Source organism: Paenibacillus sp. GCM10027627, assembly GCF_042675505.1.
GTDB lineage: Bacteria > Bacillota > Bacilli > Paenibacillales > Paenibacillaceae > Pristimantibacillus.
Map to the genome: position 1 here is coordinate 61,248 of NZ_JBHTHB010000009.1, position 26,671 is coordinate 87,918.

Annotated in this window: 20 protein-coding genes; 2 read left to right on the forward strand and 18 right to left on the reverse strand. The window is 49.6% G+C overall.

Annotated features, from left to right (window positions below):
* Positions 1 to 61 precede the first annotated feature (61 nt).
* From disA to ACFQZE_RS23100, 15 genes are all read right to left on the reverse strand, one after another.
* Entirely contained in the window at positions 62 to 1,138 is a 1,077-nt protein-coding gene (gene disA, locus ACFQZE_RS23030) for a DNA integrity scanning diadenylate cyclase DisA (RefSeq protein ID WP_379361534.1), read from the reverse strand.
* Between the two features lie 11 nt (positions 1,139 to 1,149).
* Positions 1,150 to 2,517, reverse strand: a complete 1,368-nt coding sequence (gene radA / locus ACFQZE_RS23035) for a DNA repair protein RadA (protein WP_379361536.1) — start codon at positions 2,515 to 2,517, stop codon at positions 1,150 to 1,152.
* Positions 2,518 to 3,932: 1,415 nt separating this feature from the next.
* Entirely contained in the window at positions 3,933 to 6,395 is a 2,463-nt protein-coding gene (clpC, locus tag ACFQZE_RS23040; protein ID WP_379361538.1) for an ATP-dependent protease ATP-binding subunit ClpC, read from the reverse strand.
* Positions 6,392 to 7,477 (reverse strand): protein-arginine kinase McsB, encoded by a 1,086-nt coding sequence (gene mcsB / locus ACFQZE_RS23045; protein WP_379361540.1) that lies wholly within the window; start codon positions 7,475 to 7,477, stop codon positions 6,392 to 6,394. Before mcsB ends, clpC begins: the two co-directional genes overlap by 4 nt.
* Before the next feature lie 30 nt (positions 7,478 to 7,507).
* Positions 7,508 to 8,032 carry a protein-arginine kinase activator protein McsA gene (gene mcsA, locus ACFQZE_RS23050; RefSeq protein WP_379361542.1) on the reverse strand — a complete coding sequence of 175 codons (525 nt, stop codon included), beginning with the start codon at positions 8,030 to 8,032 and terminating at the stop codon, positions 7,508 to 7,510.
* A gap of 17 nt (positions 8,033 to 8,049) precedes the next feature.
* Complete coding sequence (locus ACFQZE_RS23055) at positions 8,050 to 8,511, reverse strand: CtsR family transcriptional regulator (RefSeq protein ID WP_379361544.1); 462 nt, start codon at positions 8,509 to 8,511, stop codon at positions 8,050 to 8,052.
* Between the two features lie 226 nt (positions 8,512 to 8,737).
* Positions 8,738 to 10,189, reverse strand: coding sequence for an aldehyde dehydrogenase family protein (locus tag ACFQZE_RS23060; RefSeq protein ID WP_379361576.1), 1,452 nt, complete (start codon positions 10,187 to 10,189; stop codon positions 8,738 to 8,740).
* A gap of 149 nt (positions 10,190 to 10,338) precedes the next feature.
* Positions 10,339 to 11,715: a sensor histidine kinase gene (locus ACFQZE_RS23065; RefSeq protein ID WP_379361546.1), complete on the reverse strand. Its 1,377-nt coding sequence runs from the start codon at positions 11,713 to 11,715 to the stop codon at positions 10,339 to 10,341.
* Positions 11,712 to 12,389 carry a response regulator transcription factor gene (locus ACFQZE_RS23070; protein ID WP_379361548.1) on the reverse strand — a complete coding sequence of 226 codons (678 nt, stop codon included), beginning with the start codon at positions 12,387 to 12,389 and terminating at the stop codon, positions 11,712 to 11,714. The genes ACFQZE_RS23065 and ACFQZE_RS23070 overlap by 4 nt, the downstream gene beginning before the upstream one ends.
* Before the next feature lie 45 nt (positions 12,390 to 12,434).
* Complete coding sequence (locus ACFQZE_RS23075) at positions 12,435 to 13,412, reverse strand: FecCD family ABC transporter permease (RefSeq protein WP_379361550.1); 978 nt, start codon at positions 13,410 to 13,412, stop codon at positions 12,435 to 12,437.
* 31 nt (positions 13,413 to 13,443) lie between these two features.
* A complete protein-coding gene (gene isdE, locus ACFQZE_RS23080; RefSeq protein WP_379361552.1) occupies positions 13,444 to 14,352 on the reverse strand; it encodes a heme ABC transporter substrate-binding protein IsdE in 909 nt (302 codons plus the stop codon).
* Between the two features lie 22 nt (positions 14,353 to 14,374).
* Positions 14,375 to 15,607: a heme uptake protein IsdC gene (isdC, locus tag ACFQZE_RS23085; RefSeq protein WP_379361554.1), complete on the reverse strand. Its 1,233-nt coding sequence runs from the start codon at positions 15,605 to 15,607 to the stop codon at positions 14,375 to 14,377.
* Positions 15,608 to 15,758: 151 nt separating this feature from the next.
* Positions 15,759 to 16,880, reverse strand: coding sequence for a heme oxygenase (gene isdG / locus ACFQZE_RS23090; protein ID WP_379361556.1), 1,122 nt, complete (start codon positions 16,878 to 16,880; stop codon positions 15,759 to 15,761).
* Positions 16,880 to 17,878: a FecCD family ABC transporter permease gene (locus ACFQZE_RS23095; RefSeq protein WP_379361558.1), complete on the reverse strand. Its 999-nt coding sequence runs from the start codon at positions 17,876 to 17,878 to the stop codon at positions 16,880 to 16,882. Before ACFQZE_RS23095 ends, isdG begins: the two co-directional genes overlap by 1 nt.
* The gene (locus ACFQZE_RS23100; RefSeq protein WP_379361560.1) at positions 17,875 to 18,834 is read right to left on the reverse strand and encodes an ABC transporter substrate-binding protein; all 960 of its coding nucleotides are present in this window, start codon (positions 18,832 to 18,834) and stop codon (positions 17,875 to 17,877) included. Before ACFQZE_RS23100 ends, ACFQZE_RS23095 begins: the two co-directional genes overlap by 4 nt.
* Before the next feature lie 435 nt (positions 18,835 to 19,269).
* On the opposite strand from ACFQZE_RS23100, the gene ACFQZE_RS23105 reads away from it, so the two are divergent.
* Entirely contained in the window at positions 19,270 to 19,734 is a 465-nt protein-coding gene (locus ACFQZE_RS23105; protein WP_379361562.1) for a hypothetical protein, read from the forward strand.
* A gap of 823 nt (positions 19,735 to 20,557) precedes the next feature.
* On the opposite strand, the gene ACFQZE_RS23110 is transcribed toward ACFQZE_RS23105, so the two are convergent.
* The 3 genes from ACFQZE_RS23110 to ACFQZE_RS23120 all read right to left on the reverse strand — a co-directional run bounded on the left by ACFQZE_RS23110 (position 20,558) and on the right by ACFQZE_RS23120 (position 25,663).
* Positions 20,558 to 24,400, reverse strand: a complete 3,843-nt coding sequence (locus tag ACFQZE_RS23110) for an NEAT domain-containing protein (protein ID WP_379361564.1) — start codon at positions 24,398 to 24,400, stop codon at positions 20,558 to 20,560.
* 329 nt (positions 24,401 to 24,729) lie between these two features.
* Entirely contained in the window at positions 24,730 to 25,107 is a 378-nt protein-coding gene (locus ACFQZE_RS23115; protein WP_379361566.1) for a DUF3221 domain-containing protein, read from the reverse strand.
* A 118-nt stretch (positions 25,108 to 25,225) separates the two neighbouring features.
* Complete coding sequence (locus ACFQZE_RS23120; RefSeq protein WP_379361568.1) at positions 25,226 to 25,663, reverse strand: Lrp/AsnC family transcriptional regulator; 438 nt, start codon at positions 25,661 to 25,663, stop codon at positions 25,226 to 25,228.
* A gap of 153 nt (positions 25,664 to 25,816) precedes the next feature.
* On the opposite strand from ACFQZE_RS23120, the gene ACFQZE_RS23125 reads away from it, so the two are divergent.
* Positions 25,817 to 26,461: a YitT family protein gene (locus ACFQZE_RS23125; protein WP_379361570.1), complete on the forward strand. Its 645-nt coding sequence runs from the start codon at positions 25,817 to 25,819 to the stop codon at positions 26,459 to 26,461.
* Positions 26,462 to 26,671: the final 210 nt, after the last annotated feature.

A 26,671-nucleotide genomic window follows, 5' to 3' on the forward strand; every position in this document is an offset into this window, starting at 1 on the left:
CCAATGCCAGTCTCCATTTGCCGGACAATGTCTGGAACACATTCTATCAATTGTATGGGATTTAAATTTGCCTGTCAATGAACATCTGTTCCTTAATCCGCTTTAGACCTTCTTTGATCGCCCTTGCGCGAACTTCGCCAATTCCGTCGACTTCATCCAATTCTTCAATAGTGGCCATCAAAATATGCGGCAGCCTCTGGAAGCGCTCGATCAAGTTATGCATGATTGTGACCGGCAATCTTGGAATTTTGTTCAGCAAGCGGTAACCTCTAGGAAGCACAGCTTCATCCGCCATGTTATTGGTATGGGAATAACCGATCAAACGCACGATTGGCGAGGCGTCAAGCAGTTCATCCGAGCTAAGCTTTTTGAGCCCGAGACGGATTTCTCGAATTTTTTCGTCGGAATTGTCTTTGGCGTAATCTTTGAGAAGGAACCAGCCGTCCTCCTCCACCCCGTCTACCAATTCCTCCATTTGCATGCTGATCAATCGGCCTTCTGTTCCAAGCTCATTTATGTAGCGATTGATCTCCGTTTTGATGCGGAGTACCATTTCGACGCGCTGGATAACATGAGCGACCTCTTGCAAGGTGACCAGTTCCTCAAACTCAAGAGCAGACAAATTCGTCAGCGATTGGCTTAAAACCGCTTTGTATTTCTCTAGGGTTTGGATAGCCTGATTAGCCTTAGCCAAGATGACGCCGATTTCTTTAAGCGAATAACGCAAATTGCCTTGGTAGAGCGTTATTACGTTTCTGCGCTGCGAAATGGAGACAACGAGCTTCCCGGTTTGCTTTGCGACCCGCTCCGCCGTCCGGTGACGGATTCCCGTTTCGATGGACGGAATGGAGCTGTTCGGAATCAATTGCGTGTTCGCATACAAAATGCGCCGCATATCTTCGCTCATAATGATAGCCCCGTCCATTTTGGCCAGCTCATATAAATAGTTGGGTGAAAAATCGCAGTTGATGGAGAATCCTCCGTCCACCACTTCCATCACTTCCGGGCTGTAGCCTACTACGATTAAAGCGCCGGTTTTTGCCCGCAATACATTTTCCAGCCCTCCGCGAAAAGGGGTGCCTGGCGCAACTAACTGCAAAAGCTGATTCATCACTTCTTGTTGAGTCGGTTCTTTCATCTATTGCCCCCCTATCCAAGCGCCGCTTTCAGCGCTTCCGCTACGGTGTTTACTCCGATAATTTCAATGCCAGCCGGCGCTTTCCAGCCTTTGAGGCTTTTCTCCGGCATAATGACCCTTTTGAAACCTAACTTCTCCGCTTCCTTCACCCTCTGCTCCGCTCGCGATACCGCCCGAACTTCGCCCGTTAAGCCGACCTCTCCAAAAATAACGTCGTATGGCTTCGTCGGAGCGTCCCTGAAACTAGAGGCCAGGCTTACCGCTGCCGCTAAATCAACCGCAGGCTCATCGAGCTTAACTCCGCCCGCCACATTGAGATAGGCGTCCTGCGTTTGCAGAAACATGCCGTTGCGCTTTTCCAAAACGGCAATAATAAGCGCCATCCGATGATGATCGATCCCCGTGGACATCCGTCGTGGCGAAGGAAAGTTGGTTGTAGCTACAAGAGCTTGCAGCTCTACGAGCACAGGGCGCGTTCCCTCCATGCTGGCTACGACCGTCGAACCCGACACGCCAAGCGGCCTCTCCGACAGGAACAACTCGGAAGGGTTGGACACTTCTCTGAGCCCATCCTCGCCCATTTCGAAAATGCCGATTTCGTTTGTAGAGCCAAACCGATTTTTTACCGCACGAAGCAGTCGATAGGTATGATGGCGCTCACCTTCAAAATAAAGCACGCAATCCACCATATGCTCCAGCAGCCTAGGCCCTGCGATTGCTCCCTCTTTCGTCACATGGCCGACCAGCACCGTTGCAATTCCTTTAATCTTGGCGACTCTCATAAAATGGGCCGTGCATTCGCGTACTTGGGAAACACTGCCCGGAGCCGATTCAACTCTCGGATCGTAAACCGTTTGGATGGAGTCAATGACTAGAAAATCCGGCTGCACCGATTCGATCGCATCGTTAACTTGCTCCATATTGGTCTCGCACAATACGAACAAAGTTTCCGTAAGCGCCCCCAGCCGGTCGGCTCTCAGCTTCGTTTGCCGCACCGATTCCTCTCCCGAAATGTAGAGCACCTTCAGTCCCTTTGATGCAAGAGCATGGGAAGTTTGCAGCAGCAGCGTCGACTTGCCGATGCCAGGGTCCCCGCCCACCAAAATAAGCGAGCCTGGCACAACGCCTCCGCCGAGGACACGATTAAGCTCCCCCATTCTTGTTTCGATTCGCGGTTCTTGCCCACTTTCTATGTGTATGATGGATTGAGGCTTTTCTTTCGTCAGAAACGACGATAGACCGACTCCTTTTGTTTTGACGACCGTTTCCTTTTCCTCCACCATCGTGTTCCATTCATGACAGCCCGGACATTTGCCCAGCCATTTCGGCGATTCGGCGCCGCATTCCGTGCATACAAACTTCAATTTGATTTTGGCCATGCCGAACTCCTTTTACCCGAGCTTTTTTATCTGAACTTTTTTATCTGAATTTTTTCATTCGTTCTTTTTATTTGTTCTTTCTTATTTGTTCTTTTTCTTTCGTTCTTTTTCTTTCGTTCTTTATTATCCGAACTTCAAATCATTTGTAACTTTATTTTATCTTACCATTAAACTAAATTGGATTTAAACTTATAAAAAGTTTTGATTTTGCATCGAACCTGAATCTAAGAAATTACATCCCTACATTTAGGGGACCACATACTTAATGTTATGAAGCTACATCTAAATGACATTCATTTTGAACATAAAACTGATACTCAAAGTTTACCATTATATTCCGACCGATTAAAGCTGTAGTTTGTACAAAAATGAACAAGTACACTATAGTTTGCCGCGATTTTGTTTCTTTCATTATCGGATTTGGCGGGGTAAACGATTAATTTCGCAGTTCAAATGCACCATGCCTTTAGACATTGAAGTTCACTTTGATTTTTTAAGAGCTTGATTTAAGACAGAGTTGCTCTTGTTTTATTTTTTGCATAATTTCACCGTTTTTTTGTGTGGCTTCATATTTCATTCCTTATGCTAATTGAAATGTGTTGTTAATGTGCCAGCAAAATATCGGAGCTCACTCGCATGATTAACCTTAATTATTATTAGCTCAGATTCAAAATCTATATTTAAAAAGCGTTAAATAAATATAGCTATTTTCACACAATGCATGTCTGATGTTGTTTCACACAAATAGTGGTTTGTGGCAACACTAAATGACTCAGTTTGCCCCCTTTGAACCATTTAGTGGTTTTTGGCGATACTAAACGCCTCGGTTAGCCTCCTTTGAACCATTTAGTGGTTTTTGGTAACACTAAATGACTCAGTTTGCCCCCTTTAAACCATTTAGTGGTTTTTGGTAACACTAAATGACTCAGTTTGCCCCCTTTAAACCATTTAGTGGTTTGTGGCGATACTAAATGACTCAGTTTGCCCCCTTTGAACCATTTAGTGGTTTGTGGCGATACTAAATGACTCAGTTTGCCCCCTTTGAACCATTTAGTGGTTTTTGGCAACACTAAATGACTCAGTTAGCTCCCTTTAAACCATTTAGTGGTTTTTGGCAACACTAAATGACTCAGTTAGCCCTCTCTGATCCATTTAATGGTTTTTGGCGATACTAAATGACTCAGTTTGCCCCCTTTGAACCATTTAGTGGTTTTTGGCAACACTAAATGACTCAGTTAGCCCTCATTGGACCATTTAGCGATTTTTCACGATACTACACGCTTCAACTAAACCCCCCGCCAATAAAAGCTCACCCATACTAATAAAAAAGTGGCGCTGAAAGGGATCACATCCCGTACAGCGCCACTTCTATTTTAAAGAATAAACATCCTGAATCCATTAACTCATTTTCCTATTTACTTAGTTGCCGACTCTTCTTCCTGCGCTGACTCCCTCAGCGATTTGGTGACGACTAAAGCGCCGTCCTTTTCGTCGATGGTGAAGGAGTCGCCTTTTTGAATCAGACCCATCAGCAAATCTTCGGACAAGCGGTCCTCGATATGCTTTTGAATAGCCCGGCGTAGAGGGCGAGCGCCGTATTGCGGGTCATAACCTTCCTTCGCGAGGAAGTTTTTCGCCGCTTCGGAAAGCGTAAAGTCGACTTGCTGCTCGCGCAGCCGCTTGCGAAGCTCGTCGGACATAAGTGTCACGATTTGAGCAATATGCTCTTCGCCCAACGAGTGGAAAACGATCGTTTCGTCGATCCGGTTCAGGAACTCTGGACGGAACGACTTTTTCAACTCGGCCATCACTTTGTCCTTCATAAGCGAGAAGTCGCGGCCCGCATCCTGCACTGCCGTAAAGCCCAGCGACGAATTTTTCTTGATTTGATCGGCGCCAACGTTCGACGTCATGATGATCAACGTGTTGCGGAAGTCGACAACACGGCCTTTGGAATCCGTCAGCCTGCCGTCTTCCAGCACTTGCAGCAAAATGTTGAACACTTCCGGGTGAGCCTTCTCAATCTCATCCAGCAATACTACGGAGTACGGCTTGCGGCGTACTTTTTCCGTCAGTTGGCCACCTTCTTCATAGCCGACATATCCCGGAGGCGCCCCTACCAATCTGGAAGTAGAGTGCTTCTCCATGTATTCCGACATATCGATGCGGATAACCGCATTTTCATCTCCGAACATCGCTTCTGCGAGCGCACGGGCCAGCTCGGTTTTACCAACGCCGGTAGGACCTAAGAAAATAAACGAGCCGATGGGACGTTTCGGATCTTTCAGCCCTGCTCTTGCGCGCCGGATAGCACGCGATACAGATTTCACCGCTTCTTCTTGACCGATAACGCGATCATGCAAGATCGACTCCATCTTAAGCAGGCGCTCCGTCTCCTCTTCCGCTAGCTTGCTGACTGGAATGCCGGTCCAGCTTGCCACGACCTGAGCGATATCTTCCGGCGTTACCTCAGAATCGGTGCGGCCTTGCTTTTCTTTCCACTGGTTTTTGGTTATATCGAGTTCTTCACGAATTTTTTGCTCCGTATCGCGTAGCGCAGCTGCCTTTTCAAACTCTTGGCTTTGAACGGCCGCATCCTTCTCTTTGCGAATGTCCTCCAGACGGTTTTCCAATTGCTTCAAGTTCGGCGGAACCGTATACGAATTCAGCCTTACTTTGGAGCTGGCTTCGTCAATCAAATCGATCGCCTTGTCAGGCAAGAAACGATCCGTTATATAACGATCCGAAAGCTTAACTGCCTGCTCGATGGATTCATCCGTAATTTTGACGCGATGATGGGCTTCATAACGATCGCGCAAGCCGTGGAGAATTTGAATCGCTTCTTCCACCGAAGGTTGATCTACCGTAATTGGCTGGAAGCGGCGCTCGAGCGCGGCATCCTTTTCAATATATTTGCGATATTCGTCCAGCGTAGTTGCGCCAATGCATTGAAGCTCGCCGCGCGCCAGAGCCGGTTTCAAAATGTTAGAAGCGTCAATCGCACCTTCCGCACCGCCAGCACCAATAAGCGTATGCAGCTCGTCAATGAACAAAATGATGTTTCCGGCTTGACGAATTTCGTCCATAATTTTTTTCAAACGGTCCTCGAACTCACCGCGGTATTTGGTGCCCGCCACAACGGACCCCATATCCAGCGTCATAACGCGCTTGTCGCGCAGCGTCTCTGGAATTTCGTTGTTAATAATTTTTTGCGCCAATCCTTCCGCGATCGCGGTTTTACCGACGCCCGGCTCCCCGATAAGGACCGGATTGTTTTTCGTACGACGGCTAAGCACCTGAATGACACGCTCGATTTCTTTGCTGCGCCCGATAACGGGATCGAGGTTGCCTTCCTTCGCATAGGCGGTTAAGTCTCTAGCCAGTCCGTCTAGCGTTGGCGTGCTCACATTCGCTTGCGAGCCGTGATTGCTGGAAATCGCTTCGCTGCTGCCAAGCAACTGCAGCACTTGCTGACGCGCCTTATTCAGGCTGATGCCCAAATTGTTCAGGACGCGAGCCGCTACCCCTTCTCCTTCGCGGATGAGACCAAGCAAAATATGCTCCGTGCCGACATAAGTATGGCCCAGCTTTCTGGCTTCATCCATGGAAAGCTCGATCACCTTTTTCGCTCTTGGCGTGTAGGCAATGTTGTTTGGCTGTTCTTGACCGCGGCCGATCAAAGCTTCTACTTCATCCTGAATTTTTTCGAGGCCGAGACCAAGTCCCGTCAGCGCTTTAGCTGCAATGCCTTCCCCTTCTCGAATCAATCCAAGCAATATATGCTCCGTGCCAATATTGTTGTGACCTAGGCGTACCGCTTCCTCCTGCGCTAGCGCCAACACTTTTTGTGCCCGCTCCGTAAATCTCCCGAACATCATTGTTCAACACCCCCATGATCGTTTTGGCCCCTTAATTGGGTCCGTATTAATTCCGCTCTGCGGTAGTCCCTTTGCTCCGGGCTCATCTTTTCGTCAAAAGTCTGCTGCAAAAATCCCGGCTGGGTCATAACGAGCAGCTCGTTCAACACTTGCGGCGTAACTCCTTGCAATATCCCCAAATCCGCCCCAAGCCTAATGTCCGACAGCCGCTGCGCCGCCTCCTTGGAATCCATAATCGCCGCATGGGACAAAATGCCAAACGATCGTTTGACCCGATCCTCTATGCGAATACGCGATTCCTCCAGCAGCCGCTTGCGCGCCGCACGCTCGTGCTCGATAATTTGTTTCGCTACGCCATGGAGGTTTTCAATAATTTCTTCCTCCGATTGGCCAAGCGTAACTTGATTGGAGATTTGGAATAGATTCCCTAAAGCTTCGCTGCCTTCCCCATATAATCCTCTAACCGCCAGACCTACCTGCGAAACGGCTGTCAAAATCCGGTTAATTTGCTGTGTAAACACAAGCGCCGGCAAATGCATCATGACCGATGCCCTTATGCCCGTTCCCACATTGGTGGGGCAAGTCGTCAAGTATCCCCGTTTTTCATCAAAGGCGTAGTCTGCTTGTTCCTCAAAAATATCGTCAATTCCGCTAGCCAACGTCCATGCCTCGCCAATTTGAAAGCCAGGATATAAACATTGGATGCGCAAATGGTCTTCTTCGTTAATCATAATGCTGACGGCTTCATTGTCGCTCAAAATAACAGCTCCGCCGCGCGATTCGTTCGCCAAATTGGGACTGATGAGATGCTTCTCCACGAGTACCCGCTTCTCCAGCTCGCTTAGATCGGAGAGCAAAATCGTTTCAAAGCTGCCGTAAGTGTCCAGCAAGCCCGAACGCCCCACTTCCGTAAGCTGCTCTAGCACCTCCGCCGCTTGCTGGCTGGTTGCCAGCATAGGGAACGGCTGATGGCGCAAATTTCGCGCAACGCGCACTCTGCTGCTAATGACGACATCGGAGTCGGAACCCGTGCCCCTCATCCAATCGCTTAGCGCATCCTGCGAAAACCGATGCTTCGTCAAGGGAACCCCTCCTTTACGCCTATGCTATCGCTATAGCTCGGCGAGCTTTCGTTCGAGCTCGCGAATTCGGTCCCGCAGCTCCGCCGCGCTTTCGAATTCTTCTTGCTCAATATACGTTTGCATATCTCTGCGAAGACCGTCAATCTCCCGTTTGCACTGGATCAGATTACCGGATCGCTTAGGAATTTTTCCGCTGTGTACAGTGCTGCTGTGAACCCGCTTCAGCAGCGGATCGAGCCGGTCGGCGAACGCTTTATAGCAGGAACTGCAACCAAACCTTCCAATTTTGCTGAATTGCGTATAGGTTAGACCGCACTCCTCGCATCTAATCGGCTGTGGGGTCGCATTGCTAATAGGAGACCCGTTGCCAATCGCGTTAAAATCGAGAAGCCCCGACAGCAGGCTGTGGATCGAAAAGCTGTTCGGAGTGCCGGGAATGCCTTCGCCCCTTTCGCGGGCGCAGCTTTCGCAAATATGAAACTCCGTCTTCTCGCCATTCACAATTTTCGTAAAATGAAGTGTAGCCGGCCTTTTGCCGCATTCTTGGCAGTACAAAGCCTGGTTCCTCCTTCCTATTTGACCAGCAGCGAGATGAGCATGGACTTTAGCAGCCTCGCCCGTATTTCGTCGCGTACCGGCAGCATTAACGCAATCGTATCCCGGTGGATAGCGCTTCTCAGCAAATTTCCTTCCCGCTTGGATATAAGCTGGGCTTCTTCAAGCTGATAAATCAACCCTTCGGCTGTATTCTGGTCGACGCTTTCCCCAATCGTTTGTTCGATATGGTATTGAATCGTCTTCAGTGCCGGAAGATCCACCCGTTGAATTCGGATATAGCCTCCGCCTCCGCGCTTGCTTTCCACCATGTAACCCTTCTCCAGCGTAAACCGGGTACTGATGACATAGTTGATTTGCGACGGGACGCATGAAAACTTATCCGCCAAATCGTTTCTTTGAATCTCGACAGCTCCCTCGTCGCTGCCTTCCAGCATATGCTTCAAGTACTGCTCAATGAGATCGGAAATGTTACGCAAATCACCAACCTCCCTGATTCATCATCATTCGAAAGCCAGCAGTCTGCTAGGATAAAACAGCAATCCTCATCAATTGACTTTGACTTTCTTTGACTTTGATTTTATTATACGCAAAATTTTCCGGAGGTCAAGATGATATCGTTGAAATTTTCTGACTACTTGGCGACATAAAAGAAACAGCCCACCGCTAGTATCTAGCTTGGTGCGCTGCCGCCTCATTTATACCTTAAAAACCCTTACTTATAACAATAAGCTTAAGTTCAGTCATTTCTTCTAGCGCATATTTGACGCCTTCACGGCCCAAACCGCTTTCTTTCACCCCACCATACGGCATCTGATCGACCCTAAACGTTGGAATATCGTTGATCATGACGCCGCCGACATGAAGCTCCTCCGCTGCCTTAAGCGCATTTTGCAGCCCATTCGTATAAATGCCCGCCTGTAGGCCATAGCTGGAATGATTGACTCTCGCAATGGCCTCATCTATAGACTTCACTTTATGGATGACCGCAATGGGGGCAAAAACTTCCCGGCACGACACGCTCAGCTCATCCCCGGCATCCGTTAAAACAGTCGGCATCAAAATGCCCTTCGACATCCCGCCGCCAGCAAGCACTCTCGCTCCAGCCGCTTCCGCCTCCGCGATCCACGCAAGCGCCCGCTCCGCTTCGCGAGCCGAAATCATCGCGGAAACGTCGACGGCAGGGTCAAGCGGATCGCCCAGCTTCAACTCCGTCGCAGCGGCAGAAAATGCCGCAGCAAACGATTCGTACACCTCTTCATGTACGTATACCCTTTGCAGCGAAATGCACACCTGGCCCTGATTGGAGAAGGCGCCCATTACGCAGCGCGGCACGATAGCCTGTACATCGGCATCGCGATCCACAATAACGGCGCTATTGGAGCCAAGCTCCAGCGTTACCCGTTTTAATCCGGCCTTTGCCCGTATGCTTTTTCCAACCTCGGGACTGCCGGTAAATGTAATTTTCGCTATTCGGTCGTCTTGAACGATTAGATCACCCACTGTGCGCCCCGAGCCGCTTACGATATTCAGCGCTCCTCCCGGCAGTCCAGCCTCCTGAAACAGCTCGCCGATGAAATAAGAGGACAACGGAGTTTGGGCCGCTGGCTTAAGTACAACCGTATTGCCTGCCGCAATGGCGGGACCTACTTTATGAGCTACCAGATTCATAGGAAAATTAAACGGAGTAATCGCGCCTACTACGCCAATCGGTTCTCGCACCGTATAGGCGAGCCTGCCTTCGCCCCCTGGAGCGCCGCCCAGCGACAGCGTTTCGCCATGAATCCGCTTTGCTTCTTCGGCTGCGAACTTATACGTCTGGATCGTCCGGTCCACCTCGCCGAGCGCATATTTGACCGGCTTGGACGCCTCCAGCGCGATGATGCGCGCCGCTTCTTCCCTGCGCTGGCGCAGTCCGTCCGCCACCCGCTCCAAAATGGCCGCCCGCTCGTGAGCGGGCATCCGGCGCATGACCTCCCTCGCTTCATACGCTGCGGCAATTGCCGCCCCCGTCTCCCTAGCGCTCGCCGACGCTACTTCAGCGATAATCTCGCCTGAGTAAGGAGAGCGCAGCTCCACGTATTGCCCGGCTTCATAAGGCCTTCCTCCAATAAACAATTGTTGCTTCCGCACATAACCCCTTCTCTCCGCCAACATAACATGATGCTTCCATCCTACCATATGTCCTTGCGAAGCTGCACGGCCTTTGCGAGGCAAAAGAGCGAGGGCCAAGCATCCGACAGTTGACCGTCTATCCAAGGTGTCAAGCATTCCTGATGCGGGGCCTTTATTATGCATGTTGGAGCCTACCCCGGAATACGGACGCGGAAAAGAGTTCCGACTCCTTCGCGGCTCTCCGCTTCTATCGTGCCTCCATGAAGATGAACAATTTTTTGCACAATCGACAGCCCAAGCCCTGTACTGCCTTCATTTCTTTGCCTAGCGCTGTCTCCTCTATAAAACCGCTCAAACAGCAGAGGAAGCTGCTCCTCGGGTATGCCGTCTCCTGTATCGGAAATTTCAACCAGACAGCCAGCCTCCTCTTTAAAAGCTTTTATATGAATGGAACGGTCACTTGGTATGTATTTGACGGCATTGGAGAGCAGGTTGGACCAAACCTGCATAAGCAGCACTTCATCGCCGTATACGGTCAAGCCCGCTGGAACCAACATGCGGACGGCAATATCCTTTTGCGACAGCTGCCACTCCAGCAATTGAAGCGCCCGTCTGATTTGCGGCTGCAAGGGGAAATGCCGCCTCTCCATGGCCTCTCGACTGTTCTCCAAGGTTGACAGCAGCAGCAGTTGTTTGCTAAGCGCCGCAAGCTGCCTCGTTTCTTGCCCGATAATAGCGGCATAATGCCGGATTTGCGCCGGATCTAACTCCTCTTGCAACAGGGAATCCGCAAACCCTTGAATCGAAGCAAGCGGGGTGTGAATTTCATGGGATACATTCGCTACAAACTCTTTTTTCGACTTGTCCGACCGCTCCAGCTTAGCCGCCATCCGTTGAAAGTGCAGAGCAAGCTGCCCGATTTCATCCCGCCTCCCCGTCGGCAGCCGCAAATGATAATTTCCGTCTGTTATTCGCTTGGTCGCCTCGGTCAAAGAAATAATCGGCTGAACCAAATAACGCGTGCTGAGCAAAAAATAAGGAATGCTGAACAGCACGGTAAAGGCGAACATCAGCGCAAAAAAAATCTGCAGCTCGTCGAACTGCAAACGGGTGTTATGCCGCAGAAACAAAGCATAGTGGTCGGGGCCTGCTGTGACGGGCACACCGACCGTATTGCTGAGCCGATTTTCAAAATAACTCGCCACAAAAGGTTTATGCGGAAACTCTGCAATGCCGTGATACCTATTGCCGGCCATCACGCTTTCTTTCGCCTGAGTGCTCAGATCAAGCTTGCCGAATTCGCCTCCGTACAACAGTTCATTCCCTTTGCCATCCAGTACATAAAGCTGGTATCCTAGCGTTGCGGCATTTTGCAAATAATCACCAATCGCGGCGGGATGCTTCTCGATGTGGGTTCGAATAGCTTCCGCTACTTTGGACAGCTTGGCGTCGTGATACGTTTTGAGCACCCCGTTATAATAGACATTTGCAATATAGAAGCCGACAAAACTGCTGATTGCAATCGTATATATCGTAATAACAAAGACACGGAAATAGAGAGATTTCATGAAACGAATACCTCTAGCTTGTAGCCAATTCCCCGGATTGTCTGAATGGCAAAGCCTCGCTCTTGTTCAGGAAATCTTTTGCGCAGCCGCTTAATATGTACATCTACAGTTCTCTCGTCCCCGCCGTAATCCGTCCCCCAAATAATGCGAATGAGCTCATCGCGCGAAAACACTCTCCCCGGATATTCTGCCAATTGGGCGAGCAGCTCAAACTCTTTAAGCGGCGGGAAATACACCTCGTCCCCGTCAATCACTTCATAGTTTTTCCGGTCAATGACGATGCGGTTTAATCTAATTTTGTCGCTGGAGGCAAAAGAATACCGACGGAACAACGCCTTCACCCGGAACAATAGCTCAGGCAGCTCGAACGGCTTAGTGACATAATCGTCCGTCCCTTTTAAATAGCCAAGCTCCTTGTCGCTCAGCTGATCGCGGGCGGTGAGCAAAATAATCGGGATGTCGTAATTTTTGCGCGTATATTCGCATAGAGCGAATCCGTCGACCTCCGGCATCATCACATCGAAAATCGCCAAATCGACCGCATGCCTCTCCAGCACAGCCATCGCTTCGCGGCCGTTCTGCGCCTCCAGAACGCGGTAGCCTTCTTTGGTCATGTAATGCCCAAGCAGGGTCCGATTGTTGGCATCGTCATCTGTAATCAGCAAATACTTCATCCCTTACTCCAAACCTCCCTTGGATCGCCGCGAATTTAGCCTTTGCTACTTTTGCAAGCTGTCGCTTCTTTTTAGCATCACAATAAGAAATGGACCTCCGATAACCGCCATTACAATGGAAGCCGGAATTTCTGCAGGCGCCAGCACCGTCCTGCCAATCGTATCCGCAGCCAAAATAAGCAATCCCCCGCCAACGGCCGAAAATGGAATCAAAAGCTTATAGTTGGAGCCGACGAGCGATCGGCCGATATGGGGAACGAGCAAGCCGACAAACATAATAAGCCCGCCGATCGCGGTTGCGACCGAAGCCAGTAGAACGGCGACAGCCGATATGATCAGCCTCACTCGCACGACTCTCAGACCTAAGTTGCGGGCAGTCTCGTCCTTGAACGCCAGCATATTGCACCATGGCCCGAGCAAAAGAGCCAGAAGCAGGCCCGCTCCGCCAAATAGCGCCAAAATGTAGACATCCTCCCATGTTTTCATCGTAAAAATAGAAGAGATTGCTTGGTTGACGCTCGTTACCGCATAGCTCCCCCGATAATTAAACGATTGCCCAAGCCCAGTGAACGTCGCGTTAATGGCAATGCCGACAAGAAGCAGCCTCAGCGGGTTCAGCTGTGCCTTCCACGACAAGGAGTAGACGAGATAACAAGCGAGCGCCCCTCCCAGTACCGAAAACAACGGCGACCAAAAATAAAGCATCGGAAACAAAGTAACGACTAATAGAGAAACAAATCCCGCTCCGGAAGAAATGCCGATAATGCCGGGCTCCGCAAGCGGATTTTTCATAACGGCCTGCAAGAGCGCTCCCGAGACGGCGAGCGCCGCCCCGGCCAACATCGATACTAATATTCGCGGAAACCGCAAGTCTTTAATAATATTGACCTGTTCATCAAGGCCGCTGAGCAAGCCTTGCAGCAGCTCCGGAAAAGAAACCTTAATGCTGCCTGTCATCGCGGAAAATACCGCTGTTGCTATCAATAGAAGTGCCGTTAGCACAAATACGCCTGTTTTTTTCAAGCTCGTCACTATCCTTTTTGCAAATGCTAGGCTATGGGTAGAGCATCGGCAAAAGCGCCTCCAGCGCTTCCCCGACCGCCAAATTGCCCGTCGTTCCGAACAACTTTTCTTCAAGGTCGTATACACGGCCCTCTTGAACCGCTTTGAAATGATGCCATATATCGTTTTTTCGGAATTCCTCGTCGAACATTTTCACTACCTCTTCCGGCATGCCGTGCGCAGCGCGCAAAATGACATCCGGGTTCGCCTGTTGCAAATGTTCCGTGTTGGAGGCCAGAAACTCTACCTTTTCACCTTGGATGACGTTGACCCCGCCTACAAGCCGGACTAAATCGCCGATATAGGAATGCTCCGTTGCCACCAAATAGCTGCCCGGCACGCCCAGCAAAATTAGCACCGTTGGCGTTTCCTTCCCTTCCGTCGCCTCACGGATTGTATTCAGCTTTTCATCGTACTCGTTTACCATTTCAGCGGCTTCCTTTTGCTTGCCGTATCTTTCTCCCAGCTTCTTAATTTCCGCCTGCATGCTTTCAAGGCTAGTCAAATCCAAGAATTCGGCCTCTACTCCCGCATTTTCAAATACAGGCTCCAAATCGTATTGCAGCGTCGTGACAGAGAGCACTTCCGTAGGCTTTAACGATTTAACAAGCTCCATGTCAGGGCTCATCGGATTTCCTACTTTCGTTGCGCTCCCGTATCTTTCCGGCAATGTTTTTACGCTTTTGGGTATACCGACAAGATCCATCCCGAGCCGGTCCATCATTTGCGTAATCGCAACAGTCGTCGATACGATTCGATGCGGCTCTGCAGCGGGGGCCGTTGCCGATGCGGCAGGTGCTGATTCTTTCGCGGCGGGAGCCGATGCACCGCCTCCGCAGCCGTTTAGTAGAAGCACAAGAGCAGTAAACAGCGCTGCGCTTCTGAAAGCTTGTTTCAACATCCTATGAGAACCTCCCTGCTGCCTAACGGCTCGCACTCTTTTTCCGCCATACGTATAATCCGCCGGCCACTAGCAACAGAACCGCAATGAGTGGAGCCCATTTGTTCATGCCTGAAGCTTTGGTTTCCCCGTTTACTGCCCCTCCCGAGGCAGCCACAATCGTTTCTCCGTCACTTGTTCCGGCAGCAGAATGGAGAGTCTCTGCTTTCCCCGAGCCTTGACTGGCTTCCTCTACTTGCACAGCTTGTTGTTCGGCTACTATCGATCCTTTTTCTCCGCTAGAAGGCGGCTCCTGACCGTCTCCTCCATTTGCGGCTGCGGATTCCGAATTCTCTTCCGTTGCGCCATTAGCCGTTTCAATAGAAACCGTCTTTACCGCTTTTGTAGAGGAAGACTGTGCAGGCTTGGAAACAGACTCTTCTGAGCTGGAAGCTGAAGTCAAAGGGCCCGAGCCGTCAGTAGACATTTGATTGGAGCTGGACTCTAAGTTTAAGGTCGCTGCGGTGTTTGGCGCTGCTCCCGATTTTACTGTGGAACCCGCTTTAGGCGTGGCAGACGGTTTCGCAGTACTGCCTGGTTTGGACGTTGCACTAGGCTTTGCTGTCGTTCCTGGTTTGGGCGTTGCTCCAGGCTTCGGCGTTGCTGTCGGCTTCGCCGTGCTGCCTGGCTTCGTTGTCGCTCCCTGCGTTGGTGTTGCCGTCGGTTTTGCTGTCGTTCCCGGCTTAGCCGATGCGGAAGGTTTGCTGCTCGCCTCGGGCTTTGTGCCCCCGCCCGCACTTTTCACCAGCTTGAAACTGCCAAAGTCAAAAACTAAACGGATCGTATAGTCATGGTCATAATCAATTTGCGGCACGGTCACATGGATTTTGGATATAATCGGTCCCGTTACATCGGCCGCAAACTCGACCGTTCGTTTGTCCTCTTTTTTGTTGGTGGACACTACTTTCGTATCAATGTATCCGCTGCCTCCTGGCACTTTAAACTCGGTTACCCAAGCGCTATGATTAATGGTCAGCCGTACCGATGCTTTTCCACCTTTGATCGTAATCGTTGCCGGCTTCTCCCAATAGTCGTTCGCCATCGACACGTTATCGTTATCGGCTTGCAAGATGATATAGTCAGCCGTATAAGTTCCGTCTCCCGGCACCTCCTTCGCTAGTGCCACACCAGCTCCCACACAAAAAAATATAAATAAAGCTGTAAATAACCCTCTGACAGCCATTCGAATCGCCACCGCATTCCCTTCCCTTCTCATCAAATACAATGATAATGATAATTATTATCAATAAACATGCTACCAATATTTCTCTGCCCTTGTCAATATATAATTTGAAAAAGTTGGATATTGACTGTTGGACATGGAAAAGGGCTTCAGGAGACGGTTGGCCTCCCGATAGCCCCGGCAGCTATTGCACGCTCTGCTCCACTTTCTCAAGCGGCTCGCGTACAACCTTTACATCGTAAAACACAATTTTGTTCGATAGAATGTACTCCGGCGTCTGGCGATGCGAATGGGACTCCCGGAACGCTTCGCTGCGCGTCCACGCTTGGAAAGCCGCTTTGTTTTCCCATTTGGTGCTGACAGTTACTTCATCGTACTCTTTTGTATTTTCCGTCATCATCACTTCCAGACCGAGAAAACCTTCCATCGCCTCCACTTTGCCAACCCGATTGAACCTCTCGATCAGCTTTTGCCCATTGCCCTTCGTAATTTGCGATACATTCGTAACAATAACCATTTCAGACTCCTCCTTGGCATGTTGGGATATAGGAATAATGAGAGGATACGGACCGCCAAAATCAACCTTGGCCGCAACCCCGAATACATCAAGCAAAAAGTGCGGGTTAATGATCGTTAAGGGTGGTCCGCTAGCTGCGATTTTCCCTTTTTCCATTGCAATCAAATGTTCGCTGAACGCAGCGGCCTGCTGCAAATCATGAAGCACCATTACAATCGTTAATCCGAGCTTCCGGTTCAGCCGCTGCAGCATTTCCATAAGCTCCAGCTGATGCGTCATATCCAGATAGGTGGTAGGCTCATCGAGCAGCAAAATGTCCGACTGTTGGGCGAGCGCCATCGCAATTCGTGCTTTCTGCTGCTCCCCTCCCGACAAAGTAAAGAACATACGATCCTCTAGGTGGCTAATGCCGATCGCCTCCAAGGCTCCATCCACCGCTTCCCAATCCTCTTTGGTGGTGCGGCTTTTAAAAAGAGACTGCTTCGGGGCCCTCCCGTAAGCGACAAGCTCTCTTACTGTGATGTCGGGAATTTGGCCTTTTTCCTGGCCTAGCACGGCAACCTTTTGCGCAAATTGTTTTCTGGTATAGGACTCTCCCGGCTTCCCGTCGTAAAAGATCGCTCCTTTGCCCGGCTTGCTTAACCGCGCGATCATGCGCAGCAAAGTCGATTTACCGGAGCCGTTGCGGCCGACAATTGCAGTGATTTTCCCTTTTGGCACTGTCACATCCGCCGCTTGCAGCTTAAATCTTTCAAGCTCGTAGCTAAGCTCGCTTATATGGATTGCCATTACCGAATCAGCCTCCTTTTCTTAAGCAATATGAGGAAAAATGGAGCCCCTATGCAAGCAAGCAATACACCGGCCGGAAGCTCCAAAGGATCAAACCAGCTTCGCGCAGCCGTATCGGCCGCGACCATGAGCACCGCCCCTCCTACTATCGAAAAAGGGAGAAGGTAGCGGTAATCCTCGCCGATCAGCAGACGCACGGCATGAGGCACGATCAGCCCGACGAAGCCGACTAGCCCGGCCACGCTGACAGCGGCTCCCGCCAGCAAGGATGCCAGCGCTATGATGAAGAAGCGCTGCCGTTCCACATGCTGGCCGAGCGACTGGGCAGCTTGATCGCCCAATGAAAGCAAATTCGACGTTTTGGCGGCAAACGGCACAAGCGCCAGCCCCACAGCGGCATACGGAAGCAAAAACTCGAAATGAGGCCAGCTTCTGCCGCTAAGTCCGCCGGCAAGCCACGGCAATACGCTCTGAATGCGGTCGCTGTTCAGCACCATAATGCCGTTCATTACTCCGCCGAGCAGCGCGCTTACCGCAATTCCCGCCAGTACGATTTTGGAAGGGGAACTGCCTCCATCCCATGCCAGCAAATAAATGATTACCGCCGAAATGAGCGCCCCCGCAAAAGCAAAACCCGGCAGCAAAAAGCTGAATTGCGGGAAAATGACAAGGGCTACTACGGCTGCCAATCCTCCGCCCGCCGAAACTCCGATCACGCCGGGGTCGGCAAGCGGATTTTTCATCACAGCTTGCAAGAGGGCCCCCGACGCGGCCAGACATGCACCTGTCAGCATTCCGACCAACACTCTCGGCAGCCTTAAGTTCCAAATAATCGAACCTGTAGCGGCATCCCCTTTACCTAGCAAAGCGAGCCAAATTTCATATACCGAAATGGAAGCCGAACCGCTCCCTATCCCATATAAGAACACTGCTGCCAACAAGGGAAGAAGAGCCGAACCGATCCACCGTCTTCTTTTATTTCTCACCTGAACGTTCATGAATGCAGCAGCTCCCCAAGCAGATGAACGGCTTCTGCAATTCGCGTGCCGGGGTTCATACCGAACAGTTCCGGCGGCAGAACGTGTATCCGTCCATCGCGCACTGCGGGGACCGTCTGCCAAGCGGGATTGCCTTCCATCTCATGGAGGAAGCTTTTTTCAACATCCTCCTTATTGCCATGAGTCATAATAAAAATGACATCGGGACCGGATTCCACCACCCGCTCCGTATTCAATTGCGCGTAATTAGGATAGTTTTGCAGTCTAGCATACTCCGCCGCGATGTTTGCACCTCCGGCCGTCTCCAGCACATTTCCAGCAAGCGACTGCGGCAAGGCTGCCAAAAAAGTACCCGGGGCGCCATACACGATCAATGCCCGCCGCTGACTTTGGGTCTTGTTTTTCCACTGTGCAAGTTCGGTATCTATCTCCTTAATCAACTCCGAAGCTTTATCTTCTTTATTCAGCAGCTTGCCGAACAGCTCAATTTGTCGACGAATATCATCGATAGAATTGGCTTCGGTCAGTACAACCTTTGAGCCGATGCCCTCCAGCAGAGGAATGTCGTTTAGATTCATTGGGTTGTTTCCAAGCACTACATCTGGCTGGACAACCGCTATCTCCTCCAAATTGACGGTATGGGCCGATCCGACAACAGGAACGTCTTTGACCCCTTCCGTAATTAGTCCTGCATTATCCTCCGGCCTCCCGACTAAAGTGCCGCCAAGCGCGTAAACAATATCGACCTCTCCATTGCCAAGAGCCACTATTCTTTTTGGAAGATCATGTAGAGTGACTTCGCGATCGGCAAAATCGGTTATGACGACCGCGCTTTCCGTCCCGCCCTTGTCGCTAGCTTGAAAGCTGCTTGCGTCAGTGCCGCATCCTGCCGTCATTGCTGCCAGCAGCGGAACAGACAATAAAGCCCCCATCCACCGCCTTATGTTTGCTATCAAGTTTGCCATGCCTCCAAGCGAACATTATTGAGATTGATTATCAATGAAACTTCAATAGGATTTTACAGTTCGATTGTGAACGGAGCATGAATTCCAGATTACATTTTTTCCAATCCCGTGCAGCGGCAGTTTGTCCCGATTTGTAATCTAAAGTTCATACGCCGTTCATACAAGAGCTGTACAATCCGGGGTGTAGTCAAATTCGGGTTCTTGGTTCTGGAGTATTCGTTCATGGTAAACATATGGGAAGGGCGGCTTTTTTTTCGCCATATAATGAGAATGATAATCATTAACGTCCAATATGTATCGCAAGCCAGCGACCGAACCTTTTGCAGAAGGAGGATAGAGGTAGTCTACTGAGGGGCCCTCTTCGCACCTGAGGGCAGCAGAAGCGGCATTGCCAAAAAAACTATTAAATCTAAAGGAGTGTTTTTCATGATGTTGAACAAAGCTTCCTTCAAAAAAACGACGATTTCGATGCTAATGGCGCTGGCCCTTGTGCTGGTGCTGGCGATTCCGGCCAACGCGGCTGCTTATTCCGTTCAGTTTCTGAACAGCTCCGGCGCTCCATCGACGCATGCAAGCTCCTACATTGATGGCGGCGCAGTAGACGTAACAGGCTCAGCAGGCAATTATACCGTAACGGTTAAACTGAAAAATTTCGAGCCTTCCTTCCCTCTTATTCCAGTTAGCTACAATTACCTGAAAGTGGACTTGAATGGCGGTCCTACGGGAGACACTGTGTACGAAGTATCGGCAACAAAATCGGTTTCCGGCTCCTACACTTACTTCACTTTCAGCGGTGTCAACAACTTGACTGACAACCTTCCTGTTGCGCTGCATGTCAATGCAGGCGGCTTCCATTCGGCTGAATACAAGCTGTTTATCGATTGGCTGTAAAAAGAAACCTAGGCTCGCGTATCTATACGAGCTAGCATTTCTGCCGCTGACACGGGCAACCGCTGTTCAGCTAAAGTCCGCTCCCGGCTTCGGCCGCGGGGCGGTTTTTTTCGTTTTGCACCGTCATCTGGCTGACTCGTTGTAAAGGGCTCTGGAGGTTCAGCTCCACCATCGACATTTCAAGATCATTAAAGGGCTAAACCCGGACCCCACTTGAGGATTGGGTTGAAGAGTACCCCTCCTGCAAGGTAGCGTCAACCGTCAGCAAACAGTAGCCAGCGCTCTGCATAGGAGCTTTCCTGTTACAACAGTCCTTCGCGTTATCAAGAGTTGGATTAAGCTCGTTTGTACTCTTTTTGCACTGACGTGATCTTTAAACTAACGCAATTTTTACGGAAGCTAATGCAATCTTTACGCGATTGAACACGCAATCTTTTGTCTATTCTGGTCCTATTCCCTTCTGCCGTTTTTTTGCCTTTACCTTAGCTGTTGTCTTTGCTTTTGCTTTTGCTTTTGTCTTTGCTGATGCCAAAAACCCTCCTCAGGCACCTAAATGGGCTTGAGGAGGGTTTGCTACTGATGCTTTGGCTGATGCTTTGGCTGCTTCTTTGCTTGCTCGAATTTCTTTGCTTGCCCAGCTTTCTTGACTTACTCGATTTTGCTCAGCTTTCTTGACTTACTCAATTTTGCTCAGCTTTCTTGACTTACTCAATTTTGCTCAGCTTTCTTTACTACTCGGATTTCCTTGCTCTCTGAACTTTCCTTACTCTCTGAGCTTTCCTTGCATCTCTGAGTGTCCTTTGCTCACTCAACTTGGCTTTACTTACTCGACTTTCTTCGCTTGCTCCGCCTTATTTCCCTCCGCGCTCGCCGCCTCTTTCTCCAGCTGAGCTTTTTCTTTCCATTCCAGCAAACGGATAATCAAGGTCAAAGCTTGTGCTCTAGTTGCTATGGCATGCGGTTCAAACTGATTGCTCGCGTTGCCTTCGACGAGACCCGCCGCTGCCGCTGCCGCAATTTCTTTCCTTGCCCAAACCGGAATATCCGAGCCGTCCGTAAAATCAAGCTTTGTTTGGTCATCCAACTTAATTCCCGAAGCTCTCGCAATGATAACGGCCAATTCCGCCCTTGTCATTTGTTTTCCAGCTTTAAACGAGCCGTCCTCATATCCGCCGATAAGTCCGGCTTTTGCTGCCAATGCCGCATGCTTGCTCGCCCAATCCGGGATTTGATCGCTATCTTGGAAAGAAATCTCACCCGTCTCTCCATCCAGCTTCAGCGCGCGACTGATGAGCGAAGCGAACTCTCCGCGAGTAACCTTTTGCTCCGGCCGGAAGCTGCCGTCTGCGAAGCCGTTAACGATTCCCAGCTCTACTGCTTTGCTGATCGATGGGAAGGCCCAATGCCCTTTTGTATCGTTGAAGCTGACCTCGTTGCCTGTACCGTTTTCTTCGCCGCTTCCCTCTTCCTCTTCTCCTTCGCCTTCTTTACCGGGCTGCTGGCCGGGATTTTCAAGTCCAGGCCCGGAAACGTTGCCGTCAGACTCGGAGCCCGGTACCGATGGATTCGCACCTGCAGGCGCAATTGAGTTTTCATAGAACTGGAACTGAATATCGTAGGAGTGATGATAGTTCACTTCCGCCCAATCGACCCGTACGGTGCCGCTATGCTTATCCGTTAAATTAGGAATAGAATACGAGACAACCCTCGTATTTTTAGCCGGGTTTTGACTGACTATGCTGCCGCTGCTTCCATTCATCGTAATATTGTTGATTTCAAAACTCCGCTTCACTGTAAAAGAAATCGTTTTGCTAGCCCCCTCCACTTTAAGCAAAGCAGGACTGAAAACATATTCGTTGGCAATGGAGGTACTGTCTGTTCCATTTTTCAAAATACGATAACTGATAAAATAATAACCGTCCTGAAGAGCTCCCGGATTCGGATTAGGTCCTGTACCTGGGCCGCCTGGATTCGGTGCAACATATGGAGCTATAGATGGCAGATCAAGCTTAAAGCGCAAATCGTATTCGTTGTAATTGTTTTGCGCAGCCCAATTGAATTTAGCCCATCCAGTAGGGTTAACGGTCAGATCGGAAATAGAGAAATAAACGACTCTAGTATTTTCAGAAACATTAGTGCTTTGTACAACGACATTTTGCCCATTGACTTTAAAAGAAGGGATTTCCGCACTTTGCTTCAGGGTAAAAGCAATTTTTTTCGTTCCTCCGGAAATCGTCAGCCTTGCGGGAGAATGGACAAAACCGTTGACGAACGAAGCTTCGTCCCTGTCGCTTTTTAATAGCGAAAATCCAATCGTATATTCTCCATCCGGCAGCTGGTTGGCTGTAACGGCGGAAGCTTCAAAAGTGCGTACTGCTGTCTGAAGCGCCGTTAACGCAGCCGCAGTCTGAGCTTCGGAATTTGGCCCGTTCGCAGCCGGTTTGCCCGCCTCCACTATTGCAGCCGAAAGCGCGGCTTTAGCCGAATCCGAGTATTGCCCGAGTCCCGTTCCTGTAACGGCAGTTCTAAGCTTGGCCGAAGCGCCCCCAATGGCCGCTTGCAACGCACGATTGTCTACCCCGTTAAAATTGAAACGGATATCATATGTTTGCTCGTAAACGCCGCCTTGACGCGGTGTCGAAACTTTTACTTTTGCAGGAATGAGCGAGGCCAGGTCACTCACGATAATTTTAACAACCCGGCTGTTCGCCGCCGCATTTTCACTTACCGTTTCCGCTTCATGGTATACGCCGCCTCGCTCCGCTTGCAGGCTTTTGATAGACGAGCTATCCGTAACCGTAAACGTAACGGCTTTGGTTCCATCCGCTAGCGGACTCACTTTTGCCGGTTTGAAAAGGTAACTGTCCGCCACCGAAAAAGCAGCCTGATTGGCATGCAAAGTAGAGAAGTACACATCGTATTCAAATTGGGCTACCGCTTTGAACGCATCTAATGCCGTCTTTAGTCCAGCTTCCGCGTTCAAAATCGCCTGCCTAGTCGCATTCAAATTTTTGGAGACTGGATCAGCCGTTTGAATGGCGGCGGACAAATTGGCTTTAGCATTGTCATATGCAGCTTGATCCGCACTTTCAAGCTTAGGAGCCGACTGATGATTCCGTTCAGCCAGTTGTACCAATTGCTGCAGCTTTTCATGAATCAGCCGGTTAAAGCTGACATACAGCGATCTTTTTGTCCCTCCCAGCTTAAATGTAATATGGCCAAGTCCCGTCCACTGTGTATCTTTGTTAGGGTCCGATGCTTTAATAACCCCTTGGTAAACGTCTGCACTCACCGCTCTGTTAGGGGTTACGGTAACGGCCGACAGCATATTGTATTGCTCATACATATCCGGGCTAATATATGTCCCGTCTCCCCATGCGCCGAACCAATACACTTTGTTTTCATCTGGTGTAACGTTCAGTTTTAAATTAGCCCGCATTTCACCGAAGGTTGAATAATCTTTTGTATGAGTCAGTGTTGTAGCCGTTCTATCGATTTCGCTCGCAAAAGGAGACTCTACAGCGGTATCCCCTGCTGTGTCCAATACATATATTTGGAGCGGCTCGTTCGCTACATAGCGATTTTGCAGGGATGTCTCATAATAATCGCGCAGATTCGTCACCATGTTGTCGGCAGCTGTTTGAGTAACGGAAGGATCGGTCAACTGTACATCCGCTATCAGCAGTTTTTCTTTTAAAGTATTAATATACGTATGCTCGTATTCTCCTGCAACAACTGCCGCAGTTACGCTGCCCGGCGACCCGTTGGCTTGCCCTCTAACCGTAGCCGCATTCACAAATGCTTTCATAGTCGGAACAAGCGCTTGCAGAGCCGTCTTATTCGCAACGATTTGCCGAGCTTTGAAAGCAGTCAATTGCTGGTTCAACTCCTGATGGATAGAACCGTAAGCGGCTGTATCGCCTGGAGCGGCAAGCGACAGTCTGACCTCTGCGTTAAAAATAGCCGTATCAAGCTGCTGTTTGCTGCCAGCGGGGAATTGTCCAAAACCCGTCCCTTCGACACTTGCCGCATAAACCGTTTTAGCCGATGCAATGAGCCCATTCAACTGCTCCAAAGTGACCGGTCCAGTTCCCGGTCCGCCTTCGCCCGGCCCCTCCGTCCCGCCACCCGGCAGGTTGAACTGTGAAGTATCGATTTTAATTTGGGCATGATACCAATGGTTATAGCTAATTTGCGTGATATCGATATGCATCATAATATCTTGCGGCTTTGCTATATCCGAGATGCCATATTTCAGCACTTTACGTTGGCTGGCCGCCCCGTCTGTCATTGCGGCATCGATATAGCCGGTTTTATCCTGGACAACCGAATTGACGATTACGCCTTTTGGCACTCCGTCTGGACGATACGCTAAATATTTGAATTTGCCGAGATTTTCCGTTTCAATTTCATGTTCAAACCATATGACGCCGTTGTTAACTGTGAGCTTGCCTTTTGTACCGGGAATTTTCATGTAAGTATTCGCTGTCGAAACACTGGTTTTCCCGTCCTCCATAATGTTGAAGTCTACTTCGTACACTCCGTTCGGAATCGAAGAATTGGCAGAGCCGCTTGCCGCTGAAACGATTGGCCCGATTTGCAGCAGCGTTAACGTTAAACAAAGGGACAACCAAACCATAACGATACGTTTAAATCCTGTTTTCAAAAATGCTCACTCCTTATCCGTTTTTTCTTGGTCATGAATCTGTTACAACAAGCTGCGAACAATTATACAATCCCTCCCTCAATGCCCTTGCTTGGGCAGCACTTAAACCGGGTAATGCCTGGCGCCCAATAAATAAGCGGCACTTCTCCCAATCAAAAATGATAATCATTATCATATAGTGGGCAAAAAAAATAGGCTACACCTCGCAGCCGACTTCTATGTGACCGCATCCAGTCACTAGCTTACAAGTTTTTTATGAACGGAGCATGAACAACAGATTACACTTTTGGATGCGTTCATGCACCGTTGAAAGCTTGCATTTTCAAGGCTTACGCTGGAACCGTCACTTTCATTATTTGAGAGGCGTTGCCTTCCGCAGGGTAACTGTTTTTTACTTCTCCTTCGAGTTCAACGCGGACTTCATCGCCTACAACAATGTCGCTTGTCTCCGCCATATCCGTCACCGTCAACCAAATGGCATCCGGCTTCGTCACTTTTAATAGCTCATCAACCGCAGATTTATCTGCCGTAATTTCAATGTCTGTAATATCGGCACTCTCCACGACAAGAACTCGGCTTTCCTCTATGGCGATCACTCTTCCTGTCTCATAATTCCACGGTTCTTCAGGTAATTTTTCCTTTTGGCCGGAAGAGCAACCTGCCAGCATCATGATAGCGGCGGCAGCCACTAGAAGCGTTTTTTTCATATGTAATCCCCCTTATATAGCGCCATTTGCCTTGTTCGACTAATCGACTAAGCGCCTCTTACAAGGGGATACCCTGAATGTCTTCATTAGAAACATTTCGTTAGAAATATTTGCGAGCTTATTTCTTCGGAAGGATTGGGCGATCGGTCACTGGAGACGAAAGAATAACCGATGTATTTACATTTCCATATGGCATTAGACGCTCCACCAGCATACTGAGCGTGTCCATCCCTGTGACAGCCGCCTTGATGATATAGCTGACTGTGCCCGTAACGCGGTGGCATTCCAAAATATCGTCGTCGCCGACAATTCTTTTTTCGAACTCATTCGGTGAAACTTTCAACTCGCTGATTTGAATAATGAGCTGAATAGCTCTCCCGACGCCCGGCGGCGATACTCGTGCACTAAATCCCGTAATAATCTCTTTTTCCTGCAATCGAAGCAAGCGTTCGGATATGCTGGGACGACTCAACGCCATTTTTTTCGAAAGCTCGCTTACCGTCATCCGTCCATCCTCTTGAAGCAAACGAAGGAGGGATTCATCCAGTTGATCCATCTTTTTGTCCCCTTTTCATTTTGATCGTACATGGCGGGAATTTCATTCAATGTTAAATATATTAACATGTATTTCATTCACAATGCCATACCAGCTGAAATCCCCTTGTTGTATTCTATTTTATATAATACCTAACCAGGTGGTGCATGCAAAATGCTTCTATTGTCAGGCTTCAAAATGAAGGCATCACTTCAAAAATGGCTTCAAATTGCAATCGGCTGCTTCGTAACGGCTGGCGGCGTCATTATTTTAAAACACTCCGCTGTTGTAACGGGAGGAACTGCCGGTTTATCTTTAAGCATATCGCCAATGTTGGACATCCCCTTCCACTTTATGTTTGCTTTGCTTAATCTTCCATTTTTCATCTTTTCGTTTTATTCCATGGGCAAAGCTTTTACAATACGAACGATCATATCCATCGCTATACTAACATCTTTAACTTCTCTTGATGCCTTACTGCCCGACTTTTCCATTCCGACGTGGATTGGTACTATTGTAGGCGGGGCATTTATCGGTGTCGGTCTTATCGGTTTATTTAGAAACGGGGCATCGCTTGGCGGAGTCACGATCATCTGTGTGTACCTGCATAAGAAGTACGGCATTAATCCTGGCAAAAGCAACTTTGTTTTCGATTTCATTGTAATCGTCATGAGCTTGGTCACTTACTCCCTTGTAAGTGGGGTGTATTCGGTCCTTTCGATCGCTGTCACCTCCGCCATCTTAGCTGCATATAAGAAAAACAAATTAAAACCTGCCTCATCAGCCCAAGCCAATATTTCCGCTGTAACAGCCAATTAAGAAGATTCACTAATCTCTTCACATACCAAAAAAGCCCACAAAGGCATGCTCTTTGCCTTTGTGGGCTTTTTCTATTCACTTCTGTGAGTCACTCGAGCATCCTTTGGAGAGGAACGATCCCACGCACAACAAAAAACCTACCGTATCATCTACGGTAGGTCATCTGTGCTTGGCGACGTCCTACTCTCCCAGGACCCTGCGGTCCAAGTA